The 13,661-nt window shown below is 72.0% G+C and carries 14 protein-coding genes; 2 read left to right on the plus strand and 12 right to left on the minus strand.

The genetic code is table 11. The features are described from left to right. Positions 1–47: 47 nt before the first annotated feature. The 3 genes from ACFYZ8_RS06970 to ACFYZ8_RS06980 all read right to left on the minus strand — a co-directional run bounded on the left by ACFYZ8_RS06970 (position 48) and on the right by ACFYZ8_RS06980 (position 1,964). Positions 48–494 (minus strand): DUF1360 domain-containing protein, encoded by a 447-nt coding sequence (locus ACFYZ8_RS06970; RefSeq protein ID WP_388531638.1) that lies wholly within the window; start codon positions 492–494, stop codon positions 48–50. Beyond that, positions 478–1,440, minus strand: coding sequence for a Rieske 2Fe-2S domain-containing protein (locus ACFYZ8_RS06975; protein ID WP_388531636.1), 963 nt, complete (start codon positions 1,438–1,440; stop codon positions 478–480). Before ACFYZ8_RS06975 ends, ACFYZ8_RS06970 begins: the two co-directional genes overlap by 17 nt. Before the next feature lie 230 nt (positions 1,441–1,670). Next, positions 1,671–1,964 carry a hypothetical protein gene (locus tag ACFYZ8_RS06980; RefSeq protein ID WP_359034685.1) on the minus strand — a complete coding sequence of 98 codons (294 nt, stop codon included), beginning with the start codon at positions 1,962–1,964 and terminating at the stop codon, positions 1,671–1,673. A 201-nt stretch (positions 1,965–2,165) separates the two neighbouring features. Between ACFYZ8_RS06980 and ACFYZ8_RS06985 the strand changes: the two genes are divergently transcribed. Continuing rightward, a complete protein-coding gene (locus ACFYZ8_RS06985) occupies positions 2,166–2,780 on the plus strand; it encodes a hypothetical protein (RefSeq protein WP_388531634.1) in 615 nt (204 codons plus the stop codon). A gap of 22 nt (positions 2,781–2,802) precedes the next feature. Here the strand turns inward: ACFYZ8_RS06985 and ACFYZ8_RS06990 are convergent, their stop codons facing one another. From ACFYZ8_RS06990 to ACFYZ8_RS07020, 7 genes are all read right to left on the minus strand, one after another. After that, entirely contained in the window at positions 2,803–3,423 is a 621-nt protein-coding gene (locus tag ACFYZ8_RS06990; RefSeq protein WP_359034681.1) for a phosphatase PAP2 family protein, read from the minus strand. Beyond that, positions 3,416–4,765 carry a diacylglycerol/lipid kinase family protein gene (locus ACFYZ8_RS06995; RefSeq protein ID WP_388531632.1) on the minus strand — a complete coding sequence of 450 codons (1,350 nt, stop codon included), beginning with the start codon at positions 4,763–4,765 and terminating at the stop codon, positions 3,416–3,418. The genes ACFYZ8_RS06990 and ACFYZ8_RS06995 overlap by 8 nt, the downstream gene beginning before the upstream one ends. 79 nt (positions 4,766–4,844) lie before the next feature. Next, positions 4,845–6,503 (minus strand): catalase, encoded by a 1,659-nt coding sequence (locus ACFYZ8_RS07000; RefSeq protein ID WP_388531630.1) that lies wholly within the window; start codon positions 6,501–6,503, stop codon positions 4,845–4,847. 120 nt (positions 6,504–6,623) lie between these two features. After that, positions 6,624–6,854, minus strand: coding sequence for a DUF5133 domain-containing protein (locus ACFYZ8_RS07005; protein WP_359034675.1), 231 nt, complete (start codon positions 6,852–6,854; stop codon positions 6,624–6,626). Between the two features lie 260 nt (positions 6,855–7,114). Next, a complete protein-coding gene (locus ACFYZ8_RS07010) occupies positions 7,115–7,879 on the minus strand; it encodes a DUF4097 family beta strand repeat-containing protein (RefSeq protein WP_388531628.1) in 765 nt (254 codons plus the stop codon). A gap of 71 nt (positions 7,880–7,950) precedes the next feature. Further along, the gene (locus tag ACFYZ8_RS07015; protein WP_388531627.1) at positions 7,951–9,072 is read right to left on the minus strand and encodes a DUF475 domain-containing protein; all 1,122 of its coding nucleotides are present in this window, start codon (positions 9,070–9,072) and stop codon (positions 7,951–7,953) included. 154 nt (positions 9,073–9,226) lie between these two features. Continuing rightward, the gene (locus tag ACFYZ8_RS07020; protein WP_388532128.1) at positions 9,227–10,945 is read right to left on the minus strand and encodes a SpoIIE family protein phosphatase; all 1,719 of its coding nucleotides are present in this window, start codon (positions 10,943–10,945) and stop codon (positions 9,227–9,229) included. A 430-nt stretch (positions 10,946–11,375) separates the two neighbouring features. Here ACFYZ8_RS07020 and ACFYZ8_RS07025 point away from each other — a divergent pair, with 430 nt between their 5' ends. After that, positions 11,376–11,987, plus strand: a complete 612-nt coding sequence (locus tag ACFYZ8_RS07025; RefSeq protein WP_388531625.1) for a hypothetical protein — start codon at positions 11,376–11,378, stop codon at positions 11,985–11,987. 57 nt (positions 11,988–12,044) lie between these two features. Here ACFYZ8_RS07025 and ACFYZ8_RS07030 read toward each other — a convergent pair whose 3' ends face one another. Then, positions 12,045–12,479, minus strand: a complete 435-nt coding sequence (locus ACFYZ8_RS07030; protein ID WP_359034667.1) for a hypothetical protein — start codon at positions 12,477–12,479, stop codon at positions 12,045–12,047. A gap of 93 nt (positions 12,480–12,572) precedes the next feature. Further along, positions 12,573–13,343 carry a chitosanase gene (locus ACFYZ8_RS07035; protein ID WP_359034814.1) on the minus strand — a complete coding sequence of 257 codons (771 nt, stop codon included), beginning with the start codon at positions 13,341–13,343 and terminating at the stop codon, positions 12,573–12,575. Between the last annotated feature and the right edge of the window lie 318 nt (positions 13,344–13,661).

Below are 13,661 nucleotides of genomic sequence, written 5' to 3' on the forward strand. Positions count from 1 at the left end.
CCGTTTGAAGAAGACAGCCATCAGATGAGCGGGTATTATCGCGCAGCTCATAACTTTTCAGTGGTTTTGTCGACCAGTGCACCGTAGGCCAGCTGCAGCGCGTCCGCCCCCGCCAGCGCGGCCGGCGCGCCCATCGCGGTGCGCGTCGCGCGCGGCCACGGCAGCCGGCCGGCGGTCAGGGTCGACGCCACCCACACACTCATGCAGAACGGGCAGGTCATCGGGCTGGTCACGGCCGCCTTGCTGATCAGCCGGCTGAGCCGGAACGTGGCCACCGAGGTCAGCAGCACGTCCCAGGACTGCGGCCGGTCCGGCAGGGGGCGCCCGCGCAGCCGTACCGCCGTGGCCCAGCCCGCCGTGTAGGTGCCGAACGCGGCCATGGCCGCGAGATAGCCGCGCAGGGGCCGCTCGTGCGAGCCCGCGTAGGTGCGGCCGGTGCGCCGCAGGAACGCCTGCGCCCGGTGGCCGAGGCGGATGTCAGCGGCTGTGCTCATGGCCTGCCTCGCTCAGGTTCAGGTCCGGCTCCCGCTCCCCGGCGTCCGCACCCGTTCCTTCCTGGCCGCGCAGGCGCACCTCGACCTGCTCGTCGGTGACCCGCACCTCGAACGCCGGCTGGGGCGCGATGGCCGGGCCGCTGACGTTCAGTCCGTCCGAGAGCCGGAAGACGCTGCCGTGCCAGGGACATCGCACGCATCCGTCGGACACCGTCCCCTCCGACAGCGGTCCCGCCAGGTGGCTGCACCGGTCGGCCAGCGCGTGGATCGCCCCGTCGGTCCGGCGCAGCACCATCACCGGCACGTCGTCCACACTGCGCCGCACCGGCAGCCCGGGCGGGAAGTCGTCCAGCGCGCCGATCCGGTGCCAGCCCGGGGTGACGAGGTGGGGCACGGCCTCGGCGTGGTTGGCGCCGGCGGCCTGCCGGTAGGCCAGGTGGCCGCCCAGCATGCCGCCCGCTCCCGCGGCCATGAGCCCCAGGAAGCCCAGGGTCCGGCCCGCGCGCGTGCGGCCGGTGGCGCGGCAGGCGAGGGAGGCGGTGTACAGGCCGAGGGCCGCCGTATTGGACAGCGCGTGCACCAGTCCGACGCGCATCTGCGGGCGCTGCAGTTCCGCCCAGTCCACGGCACCCGTCAGGGCCGCGGGGACGGCCGCGGCCACGCCGACGCCCACCAGCAGGCCCGCCTCTCGGGAGCGGTCCCCCCGCAGGTCCAGGACGGCGGCGGACAGCCAGCTGCCGATCGGCACCTGCACCAGCAGCGGGTGGACGGGATGCCCCAGCCACGTGCCGTGCAGCACGTCCCGGCCGCGCCCCAGCGGCAGGGACCGTATCCCCGCTCCGAGGGCGTCGATCACCGGGTCCGGCCGCGGATCCCGCTCCAGGCGGTCGAGCAGCCGCAGGACCGGGTTCTCTCGTGTACGTGGATGACGTCGTCGCGCGCTCATGGGCAGCCGGGTCTCCCGCTGCACGTGCGGCAAACGAGGTCGAGGGCTCAGCCGCCCGGAGGGATGACCGCGCGCACGCAGCCGTCCGACTTCTGCTTGACCATGTCGTACGCCCGCGGCGCCTCGTCCAGTGAGACGGAGTGCGTCGACGGCGCCCGCGAACAGGACGAACACGGTGCCGCCCTTGCACACACGAACAGCGCGCTGGAGAGGGCCGGCCCGACCCGCGATCAGGACTTGGACAGCGCGTGCCGGCCGGTCCGTCCGGAGAACGCCATGTGGCGGGCGGGCCGGGCAGAACCGGTGGGTTCGAGATGGCGCAGCCACCGGGAGGCCATGACCAGCAGGCCCGTGAAGACGGCCAGGAGCAGCAGGGAGGTCCACATGGGCCGGCTGCCGGGGGAATCCCACAGCGTCCAGGCCGACGAGGCCGTCCACAGGGCGGCGCCGGCCGCGTAGAAGGCCCGTATGCGGCGCAGTTGCCTCGCGGCGCGCGTCACCGTGGGGTCGTCAGTGTGTGTCATGCCGACCCGTGTACCCCGATCATGGCGGTCCAACGGGCGTGAGTTCGTGCCGCCTTGCAGCAGCCGTCCAGTACGGCACAAGCACAGAACAAGACACGTGTCCTGCGTAGTATCGCAGGCGAGACAGCACGCCCATTGGAATTCGCAGAGGCCGCGGGCACGCCCACTGCGGGCCACGGCCCCAGGAAGAGGTGCGAGCCCATGTCCGAAACCGCTCCCGGCACCACCGAGTTGACCTCGCAGTACAGCACCCAGGTGGCCGGCGATCTGGAACGCAACCTGAAGGAACAAGAGCGCCTCACCGGTGAAATCGAGGCGCTGCAAGCCCAGTTGGCCGCCCTGCAGCACGACCACAGCGTCCTGCTGAACATCCGGCAAGTGCTGGGCGCCGCACCCACCGCCGCTTCGCCCGCTCCCGCGTCCGACGCGGCGGTGCCCGCTCCCCGCAAGAAGTCTCCTGCCGCCGACAAGCGGGCGGGCAGCCGGAAATCGACCGCACCGGCCGGAAAGCAGACGGGCAAGAAGGCGGCCGCCAAGACCTCCACCGCGCAGCCGGGGCCCACCCTCGTCGAGCTCGTCCGGGAGCATCTGGCCCAACAGCGCGAACCCCGCTCGGCGGCCGAGATCTCCACCGCGCTCGGCGGTCAGCACCCCGAGCGCACGATCAAGACCACCGTCGTACGCACCACACTCGAGGGCCTCGTGGCCAGGAACCAGGCCCAGCGCACCAAGCAGGGTTCCTCGGTCTTCTACACGACACCCGACGCGGGCGAACCGGCAGCGCCCCGCGAGGACAGCTCCGCGCGGGAGGACTGACGGGCGCCGCGCCGAGGCTCGTTCAGCCGACGGGCCTCGCCGACCGTGGCAGACGGAAACCGCCGTTCCGTGCCTGCCGGCCGGCGGCCGCGAGGACCGCGGCCGCCGCTCCGGTGCCGAGGACGGCGCCGGCGACCACGTCGCCGGGGTAGTGCACGCCGGTGTGGATCCGCGAGTAGCCCACCGCGCAGGCCAGCAGGCCCAGCGGCACCGTGGCGACGGGCAGCGCGGGTCCGACGGCCGCCGCGAAGGCGACCGCGGACGCCGTGTGCCCCGAGGGGAAGGACGCGGACTCCGGCATCGGCACGTGGCGCCCCGGGAACGGCGAGTCCACGGCCCGGTGCGGGCGCGGCCGCCGCACCAGGCGCTTGCCGAGCATGTTCGCGCTCGCCGAGGCGACCCCGATGGCCGCGACTCCGAGGGCGGCCGCGCGCCGGGGGCGGCCCGGGGAGAGGGCGAGCAGTCCGGCGATGGTGAACGAGATCTTGGAGTGGTCCGCCGCGGCCGACAGCCGCCGCAGGGCGTGGTCGAGAGCCGGTGTCTTCGTGACCGTGACGGCCTCGTACAGCGCCTGGTCGAGGGCCGCGAGATCCCGCAACAGCTCTCGGGAGGTCCGCTGTTCGCGCTGCGGTCGGTCAAGCATCGCTCTGCTCCTGGTTCTTGACGGCCGGAAGGGGAGTCCGCGCGAAGGCGAGCCGCACGACACGACGCCAGTCGACGGACGGGGCAGTGTACGGCGCGCCGGGACGGTTTCTCGGCACCCGCACCCGCAGGGCTCTGGGTCGTATGGTGCACACGACCGGCTGGGGCAGGAGCAGCGCTTCGCCGTCCACCGCCACCGGGATCGTCTCCGCGTCGGCCTCGACGGTCACCCGGCGCGAGGTCGACGAGGTGATCCCGCTGGCGCGCTCGCCCAGCAGCGCGATCTCGGCTGCCTGTGCCGCGCCCTCGATCCGCAGACTGATCACACCGAGTCGGCCCTCGTCGAGGCGTGCTCGTCGTCCGACCCCCAGCGGGCCGACCTGCGCGTAGGGGTTGTTGCTCACCAGCAGTGCGTGCGGGGCCTCGAGCTGCTGTCCGTCCGCCGTGGCGGTCAGCTGTGCGCCGGCCCCGCCGACCAGCAGGTCCGGCAGCAGGTCGAGGGTGGTGGACGTCTTCGCGTCGCGGTAGTCCGGGCTCTGCACGATCTCCGCGTACGTCCCGAAGGAGACCGTGTTCACGAAGGGCCGGCCCGCCACGTCGCCCAGGTCGACACGGATCTCCACGCCGTGCGTGAGGGCGTCGAGACCGGCCGCCGGATCGTCGCGGTCCAGGCCCAGGTCCATCGCGAAGTGGTTGCGGGTCCCGGCGGCGAGGACCACGAACGGCACATCGTGTTCGGCGGCCACGCCCGCCACCAGGGCCTGGGTGCCGTCTCCGCCTGCCACCCCGAGCAGATCCGCGCCCTCGGCGACGGCCTGACGGGCCAGCGCCGCGGGGTCGGGTCTGGTGTCCACGTCGAGCAGGACGACCCGGGCGCCCAGCGCCTCGGCGCGCTCCACCAGGCCGTGCTCACCGACCTTGCCGCCGCCCGACCGCGGGTTCATGATCAGCACCGGTCTGCGGGGCGGCCGGACCGGGCGCGAGTGCACGCCACGGGGTGCGCGCAGCCGGCGCAGCGCGCTTCTGGCGCAGGCCAGTGCCGCCACCCACAGGCCCATGGCGGCCGCCGCGTACGGCCACATCCCCGACACGGCGTACAGGACCAGGACGGCGACGGGCGCGGCCACGGCCAGGAGGGCGCCGCACAGCCGGGCCAGGCCCCGGTGGGCGAGGGCCCACCAGATGCCCGCGGCCGCCAGGCCGAGTCCCACCAGGCCGAGCAGCGGGAGCAGCCACTGGCCCGCGGCCACGACCGCCGCGACCACTCCTGCCAGGCAGAGCAGCGCCAGCCGGGCCAGCGTCCGCACCGCGGTGCCGGAGCCGTCCGGCTCCACCTCGTTCATCGTCCGGGTCGCCTCTCACGGATCGGTGGCCCAACGATCTCATGCCCTCGCTGTCGGTGCCGCCCTGGTTTGCTGTTGTTCAGCGGGTCACGACATGCCGCTCGTCCGGCACGCAGTGGGTCATGGTCAGGCCCTCGACGTCACGCGGCGGGTTCTTGCCGAGGTTCGACAGCCGCTTGCGGTCCTCGTCGGTGAGGTCCTGACCGGCCAGCGGCTCGAGACCGGCGACGTCCTCCGGGCTGATGCCGAGCCCGTCGCCGACCCTCAGGCCGAGGTCGTTCTCGACCAGCAGGAAGTGCCACACCATGCGTTCCTGTACGGGACGGTCGCACTGGGCGAGCTGGCCGGTGAGGTTCTTGACCAGGTCGTCGCGCTCCCACTCCTCCAGGAGCAGGTACCGCTGGCCCGCCTGCAGGTAGTCGTTGGTGCGCGGGATGCGCTTGCGGGTGAGCCGGCCATGGATCTCCGGGCCCTGTTCGTCGTGGGTCGGGTACTGCGCCTCGCGCAGGCCGCCGGTGATGGACGGCTCGTAGTTGACGATCGGGTTCTCTCCCCCGCCGTCCACGTGGTACGTCATCTGGCCGTCGCGCTGGTTGGTGCGCACCTCGGCGTTCTTGGCCTGGTTGACCGGCAGCTGGAGGTAGTTCGGGCCGACCCGGTGGCGCTGGGTGTCGCTGTACGAGAAGGTCCGGCCGACCAGCATCTTGTCGTCGGAGAAGTCCAGTCCGTCGACGAGGACGCCGGTGCCGAAGGAGATCTGCTCGTTCTCGGCGAAGAAGTTCTCCGGCATCCGGTCCAGCACCATCCGGCCCACCGGCTTCGGCGGGAACTCCTGCTCGGGCCAGGTCTTGGTGTCGTCCAGCGGGTCGAAGTCCAGCTCGGGGTGGTCGTGGTCGTCCATCATCTGGACCAGCAGCTCCCACTCGGGGTACTCACCGCGGGCGACCGCCTCGTACAGGTCCTTGGTGGCGTGGCCGAGCGAGTCGGCCTGCACGTTGGCGGCGTCCTCCTCGGTCATCGAGCGGACGCCCGCCTTGGGCATCCAGTGGTACTTGACCAGCTTGGTCTCTCCGTCGGCGTTGACCCACTTGTAGGTGTTCACGCCGAAGCCCTGCATGTGGCGGTAGTCCGCGGGGATGCCCCGCGGGCTGAACAGGTTGACCAGCATGTGCATCGACTCGGGGGTCTGCGACATGAAGTCGAAGATGCGGCGCGGCTGCTGCTCGAAGGTGACCGGGTCGGGCTTGAGGGCGTGGATGACGTCCGGGAACTTGATGGCGTCCCGGATGAAGAAGACGCCCAGGTTGTTGCCGACCAGGTCCCAGTTGCCGTCCTCGGTGTAGAACTTCACGGCGAAGCCGCGGGGGTCACGGGCGGCCTCGGAGGAGTCGCGGCCGCCGATGACGGTGGAGAAGCGGACGGCCAGGTCGGTGCGCTTGCCGCGCTCCTGGAACAGCTTGGCCCGGGTGTACCGGCTGATCGGCTCGTCGCCCCAGGCGCCGTAGGACTCGAAGTAGCCGTAGGCGGTCACGCCGCGCGCGTGGACGACGCGCTCGGGGATGCGTTCCCGGTCGAAATGGCTGATCTTCTCCAGGAACTGGTAGTTCTCCAGCGTGGCGGGCCCGCGGGCGCCGACGGTGCGCTGGTTCTGGTTGTCGTGGACGGGGTGGCCCTGGCGGTTGGTGAGCACCTTGCGGTCGTCCGCCGGAGCGGGACCGGTACCGGACACGTCCGTCATGATCAGGGGCTCCTCAGGTTCTCGGGGGTCTCGGCAGGCGGCGGCTCATGGCACAGCGGGCGGCCGCCTGCCGGTGTTCGGCGGACCGCCCGAGTACCCGATCGGCTCGCGCCACTCACGTCATGCGCCGGCCACCAGAGCGTCGTCCTCGGGGCGAGCGCCGGACAGCTGACGGCGGGCCGCGGTCAGCGCGGAGTCGATGTCGCGGGTGCCCGTGGCGATGCACAGGGTGTAGGACACGTCCTCGAGGCGCTGGCGCGCCGCGTCGCTGCCTTCCTCCGCGTGCAGGAGGTGCAGCGCCTCGTAGCGCTCCAGCAGGTCGGTGAGAAGGGCGGGGTGGGCCATGAGCATGATTCGCTCCTCCGTCTGCGCAGTGGGAGTGCCGGCGGTGCTGTCCGCCGCGTCACTCGGACTGTCGCGGGAGAGGCCTCGGCGGCACGCACCAAGGAGAGCCGCATTCGGCCGCTTCCGCGGTGGGCCTGTGATCCCAAGCACCTGCCGCCCGTCTGCCCTGACCGCGCGGGCGCAAACCTGCCTTCCGTTCACCTGTTCTCCAGGCACGATGCCGGCTGCGGATCCTCCGTGAGGCGTTCCGTCACCGTCGCGCCGCGTCAGTCCCGGCGGACGTCGACGTCGCCGTTGACCGTGGTCAGCGTCATGGCGTGGTCCTTGTCGGCGTCGCGCTCCGGGACGCCCACCAGGGCGCGGCCGTTGTCCGTGGACGCGGTGACCCGGTAGGACGGGCTGTCGTGGGGCACGGTGACGTCGACCGAGCCGTTGACGGTCGTGGCGCTGACGCCCGACGGTACGGCGGCACATCCGATGACGACATCGCCGTTGGTGGTCGCCGCGTGCACCCGCCGCGCCGCCACGCTCGTCGCGCGCACCGAGCCGTTGCGGGTGGACAGGCGTACGTCGGCGTCGTCGCGTCCGGAACGGGTCGCCGTCACGTCCCCGTTGACGGTGGTGATGTCCAGGGCCGAGGTGACGCCCGCGACGTCCACGCCGGCGTTGCGGGCGGTGACCGTGACGCTCACGCCGTCGGGGATCTCCACGTACGGCATCCGGGGACAGTCCCCGTCGCCCCGGTCCCGGTCGGTGCACGACAGGTCGAGGGTCCACACCTCGCCGTGATGGGACCAGTGCTCGTCGACGCGGTCGTCGACGCTCACGCCGCGGCCGTCGGCCGGGCGCAGCCGCAGGCCGTTGTCGGTGGCGATCACCACGTGGTCACCGGAGCCCGCCGTGCGCAGTGCTCCCAGGGTCTGCGGGCCGTCGGACGCCCCGTCGTGATCGCCGCCGCACGCCCCGGCGAGGGGCAGCAGGGACAGAACCACCATCAGGCGCGCGAGGCGCCGGTTCGGCATGGCCTTCATACCCCGTCGGATGCCCCGGTTCGCCGTGGCCATGGCAGCGGCGCCCGGCGGCGGGGGAGGACGGTTCCGGCCTACGGCACCGCCACCGAGTCCGCCTCCGTCGCCTCCTCCTCGGCCGCGATCGCCTTGTTGCGGCGGACGGAGGACCAGAAGGACCAGCCGATCAGGACGACGCCGACGAGGCCGGTGATGATCTCGTTGATCTGGTACTGGATGGTGACCATGAGGATGACGGCCAGGGCGCCGATCGCGTAGTGGGCGCCGTGCTCCAGGTAGACGTAGTCGTCCAGGGTGCCCTGGCGGACCAGGTACACGGTCAGCGACCGGACGTACATGGCGCCGATGCCGAGGCCCAGCGCCATCAGGACGATGTCGTTGGTGATGGCGAAGGCGCCGATCACACCGTCGAAGGAGAAGGAGGCGTCGAGGACTTCGAGGTAGAGGAACATGAAGAAGGCGGCCTGGCCGGCCAGTTTGACCGGGGAGCCGGCCTTCCCGGTGCGTTCGGCTTCTTCCTCGCGTTCCTCCTCCTCTTCGAGTTTGTTCTCGAAGTAGCCCGACAGGCCGCCGACGACCATGTAGGTGATCAGGCCCGCGATGCCGGAGATCAGGACGGTCTGCGCCTTGTCGGCGTGCGCGCCGCCGTGCTGGTGGGCGTGGGTGGCGAAGGTGAACGCGGTGATCAGCAGGACGACCAGGGCGATGCAGACCGACAGCATGTCGACCTTGCCGAGCTTGGCCAGCGGCCGCTCCAGCCAGGCCAGCCACTTGATGTCGCGGTCCTCGAAGATGAAGTCCAGGAAGATCATCAGCAGGAACATGCCACCGAACGCGGCGATCGCCGGATGCGCGTCGGTCACCAGCTGCTCGTAGCGGTCCTTGTCGGTCACGGCCAGCTGGACGGCGTCGTACGGATTGAGCTTCGCGGTGATCGCGACGATGACGACGGGGAAGACCAGCCGCATGCCGAACACGGCGATCAGGACGCCGACGGTGAGGAAGATCTTCTGCCAGAAGGTGTTCATCTTCTTCAGGATTCCGGCGTTGACCACCGCGTTGTCGAACGACAGCGAGATCTCCAGCACGGCCAGGATCGCCACGATGCCGAACGCGGCCCAGCCGTCGTAGAGCACTCCTGCGGCCAGGCCGAGCGCGGTGACCGCGAACGCCCACCGAAAGGTCTTCAGAATCACTGGCACCAAGTCCTGTTGTCGGGCGGTCGCCGGGGTGGCGGGCGCAAACGGCCCGTGGGCTCACGCGCGTTGTCTATCACGGTCGTGTGTCGCCGGGGTGGCGCGGGGTGCCGCCCGGGGCGTCCCGTGCGGATGCCGGGGCCGGCCGTCCGGATCACTTTCTGGCGGGTGCCCGTACGGCGAGCAGGGCGACGTCGTCGTCGTTGCGGACGTGTCTCACCCGGCGCAGCACCTGGTCGGTGAAGGAGGCCAGCGGACGGTGGGCGAGGGCGGCGGCGTGCCGGCGCAGGTGCTGCAGACCCTCGTCGAGGGAACGGCCGACCGCCTCGATCAGGCCGTCGGTGTACAGCAGCAGGGTGGAGCCGGGCGGCAGCAGGGCGCTCGCGTCGGTGCGCGGTGTGCGCACTCCGGTGCCCAGGAGGATGCCGTGCCCTTCGGTGAGGTAGTCGGCCAGGCCGTCGTGGCTGATCAGGAGGGGTGGCGGGTGGCCCGCGTTGGTCCAGGTCACCTCCCAGTGACCGTCGTCCCGTTCCTCGATCCGCGCGAAGATCATGGTGGCCATGGTGACGTCGGTGATGTGCATGACCGCCTCGTCGAGCCGGGCGACGATGCGGCTCGGCGGTTCCCGGTGGGACCAGGCGTAGGCGCGCAGCATGTTGCGCAGCTGTGCCATGCCGGCCGCGGCCTCCAGATCGTGGCCCACGACGTCCCCGACCGCAAGCGCGGTGGCACCGTCGGCGAGGGTGAAGGCGTCGTACCAGTCACCGCCGACCTGTGAGGCGTCGGGAGCGGGCAGGTAGCGAGCGGTCATCTGCAGTCCGGGCACCCGTGGCATCTGCGGCAGCAGGTGGTTCTGCATGGTCTCGGCGACCTTGCGCTGACGCTGGTAGAGACGCGCGTTGTCCAGGGCCAGGCCGGCCCGGCGGGCGATGTCCTCGATCAGCGGGAGATCGACGGTGGTGAAGTCCACCGGATCCTTGGCCCGTCCCAGGGTCAGGGCGCCCAGGACGGCGCGGGTGCTGCGTATGGGGGCGATGGCGGCGGAGCGGATCCCGGTGACCTCGAACAGGCGGCGCTGTTCCACCGCGATGCCCGAGTCAGGTTCCTGCCGGTAGGTCTGCGGGCCGGCCAGGGTGGAGGCGACCCCGCGCAGCGCCCTGGACAGGGGCATCGGCGATTCCTCCGGGACCGGCGGCATGGGTCCCTGAAGGTCCTCGTGGCGGACCAGGGCGTCGCCTTCGGAGTGGACGACCGCGGCCCGCCACACCTCGTCGCGCTCGGTGATCAGGTCGACGACCACCCAGTCCGCGAGCCGGGGCACCACCAGCGTCACCAGCCGGTCCAGCGCCTCCTCCACGTCGAGCGTGGACGTCAGGCGGGTGGTGGTCTCGGCCAGCAGGGCGAGCCGCTCCAGTTCCGGCATCGACTCGGCCCCCGTCCCGGGGCGGTCGTCGGTCCCCTGCGGATGGTGGGCGTGGACGAGCACGAGCGTGCCGGCCCCCTGGCCGGCCACGTCGTACGGCGTGATCAGCCACGAGACGGGCAGCAGGGTGCCGTCGCCGCACTCGAAGTGGTCCCCCGCGGCCTGGGTGGTGCGTCCGGCGTGGAAGGCCTGCCGCATGCTGCAGCGGCTCCGCGGCAGGGGGTCGCCGTGGGCGTCCCGGTGCAGCAGGTCGTGCGCGTCGCGCCCGAGGAAGGCCTCGGCGGGGCGGACCAGCAGCTCCACGGCGTGGGTGTTCACGGCGATGACATGGCCCTCCTCGTCCACGACGTACGCCGCGGTGCCGATGGCCTCCAGCGCCCTGGTGAGCCCCGCAGCGGGTGCTGCCGGGGGGCCTCCCCCGAGGGCCCCCGTGTCCTCCACCCCTGCCATGTCGTCCTCTCCTCGCTGGTCGGCCGCCGCTCCGAACCGGTCGGTGGCGCGTTTCACCCGGCCGCCCTGTCCTTCCCGTGTGCCCCGGCACGCATGTATCCAGCCTCGCCTGTGAGCGGGTCCTCGCAACCGGGTCGGCGGGGAGCGGCCTGCGTCAGCGTAAGGATCCCGCACGCGAGCGGTGACACGTCCCTGCCACGGCAGGGGTGCGCCGACGGGTGCGAGGGCGCCCTGCGGCGCGCCCCCTGACGCTTCCGCGCGCGGGGCGCACATGGCCGAATTCCCCCTGCTTTCAGGGCACTTGGCCGCGGGCTGGGTATCGGTCAGGTGACGGGTGCGGACCGGCGGCATGGGGAGGGCTGGGGCTGTGGCACGGCTGTCGTGGACGTCCGGCCTCTTGCCGTCGCGCCGATCACGGAAGCGGCATGTCGTGCGCGCCCTGCGGGACCAGGGGCGCTACGGGCCGAGGCTCCGTGATGTGCTGCCCGCCTTCACCGGGGTCGTGGCGGCCGTGTGCGCGCTGGCGGCCGTGCTCTCCGCCGGGTACCGCGTCGCCGGGGCCGTCGTCCCCGTCGCCGGTGTCGCCCTGCTCGCCCTGGCCGTCGCGGCCGCGGTACGGCACGGGCGGCCCGGCGCTCGCCGCCGGCTGGGCTACTACACCGCGGACGAACTGCACGAACTCGACACCCAGCAACTGGCGTTGGCGGTGGCGCGGATGCTGCGCCGGGACGGCTGGCGGGTGCGGCTGATGCCCGCCCCCGACCGGCCGCGCCTGTGCGCACGGGACGCGGCCGGCCGTCGGATCGACGTGGCCTTCCGGCCGGTGGCGGAACCCCTGCCCGACGAGGACCTGCCGCATCCCCACCCGCACGGCGGGGACCGGGGGTCACCTCTGCGTCTGGTCGTGCACCGCGGGGTCTTCACCGACCGCGACGTCCGGTGGGCGCGCCGGGAGCGGACGATCCGCCTGCTGGACGGTTCCGCTCTGCGGCGGTGGGCGGCGGGCGCACGTCTGAGCGACCTGCTCTCACAGGAACGGTGACAAGCGGTCGGTACGCGCCCGCCGCGAAGGCATGCCTTCGGGCCCGCCCCGGTCCCGTCAGATCCGCCCGCCGGTCAGGCGGGTGATCGGGCCGTGCGTGTGACGTCCGGCGCGTCGGCCGGCCGCGTACGACGTCGCGGTCAGCGCGGTCAGGCCCGCACCCACGCCCGCGGCGATGAGCTTGCGCTGGGCGATCACCGTCCAGGCCGTCTTGGCGACGGCCGCGGCCTGCCCCGAGGCGGCGATGACGGTCTGCCGGCCGGCCTCGACACTCTTGGCCGCGGACTGCGCGGCCCCGCTCGCCGCCTTGGCCGTCCGCTCCGTCACCTGCTTGCTCGCTGACGCGGCGTCATCCGTCTTGGCGGCGGCCTTGTTCGCCGCCTTGGTCGCCGGGGCCGTGGCCTTGGCGGTGGTACGCCGGGCCTTCGCCGCCGAGGCCTGGGCGGTCCCGGATTCTCGGTTCGTCTGCTCGTTCGATTCACTCATGGACATCGCGTTACCGCTCGCTTCGACAGCAAACACGCTCTGCCGAGAGCGTTTTCACGGCCCGGTGCGATGGCGCACCGGGCCGTCGCCGACCGCCTGTTAGCCGATGTGGTAGCTGTCGCCGTAGACCTTCCAGTCCAGCGGCGGGTTCAGGTCGAGGTTGCCCTGGCGCAGGAAGACGCGCTGGGCGGTGTCGACCCGGCTGGTGTCGCTGTGCGCCTCCTCCTGTTTCATCGCCCACACGCGCGCGTCGAGGAAGGCGTTCAGGTACGTCGTCTCGCTGCCGCCCTGCGCCGGGGGCTTGGCCTGGCGCAGGGCACGGCGGCGGATGCTGCTGAAGCTGGTCGCGTCGCCGCCGTCGCCGTGCATGACGATGGCGTCGTAGTAGGCGAACTGACCGAGCGCGCGCAGCCCGTCCGCCTTGCCCTGCCGCACAGCGGGGTTGAAGTAGACGCGGTCGCGTTCGTCGTTCTGCGCCTGCTGGAACACCGTGTCCCGGGCGGCCTTGCGCCAGTCGTCGGGGAAGTCCGGGTCCAGGCCGTCGTGGGAGTCGCTGCCGTCGACGCGGCGCAGGGCCGGCAGATACCTGGCGAGGACGTTGCCGGGCTTGCGGTCGGCGTACAGCTCGACGAGGTCGAGCATGTCTCCGGTGCCGGAGCAGAAGCCGATGATGCCGGCCGTGTAGCCGCGCCCGTCACCTATGTCCTCGATGTACTTGTACTGCGCCTTCCAGTCGAGCGAGGAGTTCTCCGCGCTCGACACCAGCTTCATGGCGATCTCCTTCTTCGCGGGGTCGTCGAGGCCGGATGCGGCCGCGAGTGCCGCGGCGCGCGGGGCACCGATCACGCCGACGCAGGCCGCCGCTCCCATCAGAGCGAGGAGGGTGCGGCGGGAGGCGTGGGCGGCCGGGGGCACTGTTTCAGGTTCCACGGGGACTCCAAGTGGAGGTGGGGGGTGGAGACTTGGTCCAGACCTGATTGTTAGGAACGTTTCCTACCAGTGCGAGGCGCGATCGGTAACCCACTGCGGGGGAACTTCGTAGGTTCGAACGAATGGCATTCAGGGAGACATGAGTTCGAGGCGCGCCCTCTGACCCATCAGCTCAGGCGGGGCGGCCGGGTACGGCAGGCCGGCGGACTGGAGCCTCTGGAGGGCGCGCTGAGCGACTGGGACGCCCGGCTCTCCGCC

This window comes from Streptomyces sp. NPDC001668 (genome assembly GCF_042893155.1).
Lineage (GTDB): Bacteria > Actinomycetota > Actinomycetes > Streptomycetales > Streptomycetaceae > Streptomyces.

Bases quoted from the DNA above. Each gene is read 5' to 3' on its own strand.
- ACFYZ8_RS07000 (WP_388531630.1), bottom strand. From the start codon at position 6,503: ATGACGGACGTGTCCGGTACCGGTCCCGCTCCGGCGGACGACCGCAAG.
- ACFYZ8_RS06985 (WP_388531634.1), top strand. From the start codon at position 2,166: ATGTCCGAAACCGCTCCCGGCACCACCGAGTTGACCTCGCAGTACAGC.
- ACFYZ8_RS07010 (WP_388531628.1), bottom strand. From the start codon at position 7,879: ATGAAGGCCATGCCGAACCGGCGCCTCGCGCGCCTGATGGTGGTTCTG.
- ACFYZ8_RS06995 (WP_388531632.1), bottom strand. From the start codon at position 4,765: ATGAACGAGGTGGAGCCGGACGGCTCCGGCACCGCGGTGCGGACGCTG.
- ACFYZ8_RS07020 (WP_388532128.1), bottom strand. From the start codon at position 10,945: ATGGCAGGGGTGGAGGACACGGGGGCCCTCGGGGGAGGCCCCCCGGCA.
- ACFYZ8_RS06970 (WP_388531638.1), bottom strand. From the start codon at position 494: ATGAGCACAGCCGCTGACATCCGCCTCGGCCACCGGGCGCAGGCGTTC.
- ACFYZ8_RS07005 (WP_359034675.1), bottom strand. From the start codon at position 6,854: ATGCTCATGGCCCACCCCGCCCTTCTCACCGACCTGCTGGAGCGCTAC.
- ACFYZ8_RS06990 (WP_359034681.1), bottom strand. From the start codon at position 3,423: ATGCTTGACCGACCGCAGCGCGAACAGCGGACCTCCCGAGAGCTGTTG.
- ACFYZ8_RS07030 (WP_359034667.1), bottom strand. From the start codon at position 12,479: ATGTCCATGAGTGAATCGAACGAGCAGACGAACCGAGAATCCGGGACC.
- ACFYZ8_RS06980 (WP_359034685.1), bottom strand. From the start codon at position 1,964: ATGACACACACTGACGACCCCACGGTGACGCGCGCCGCGAGGCAACTG.
- ACFYZ8_RS07035 (WP_359034814.1), bottom strand. From the start codon at position 13,343: ATGGGAGCGGCGGCCTGCGTCGGCGTGATCGGTGCCCCGCGCGCCGCG.
- ACFYZ8_RS06975 (WP_388531636.1), bottom strand. From the start codon at position 1,440: ATGAGCGCGCGACGACGTCATCCACGTACACGAGAGAACCCGGTCCTG.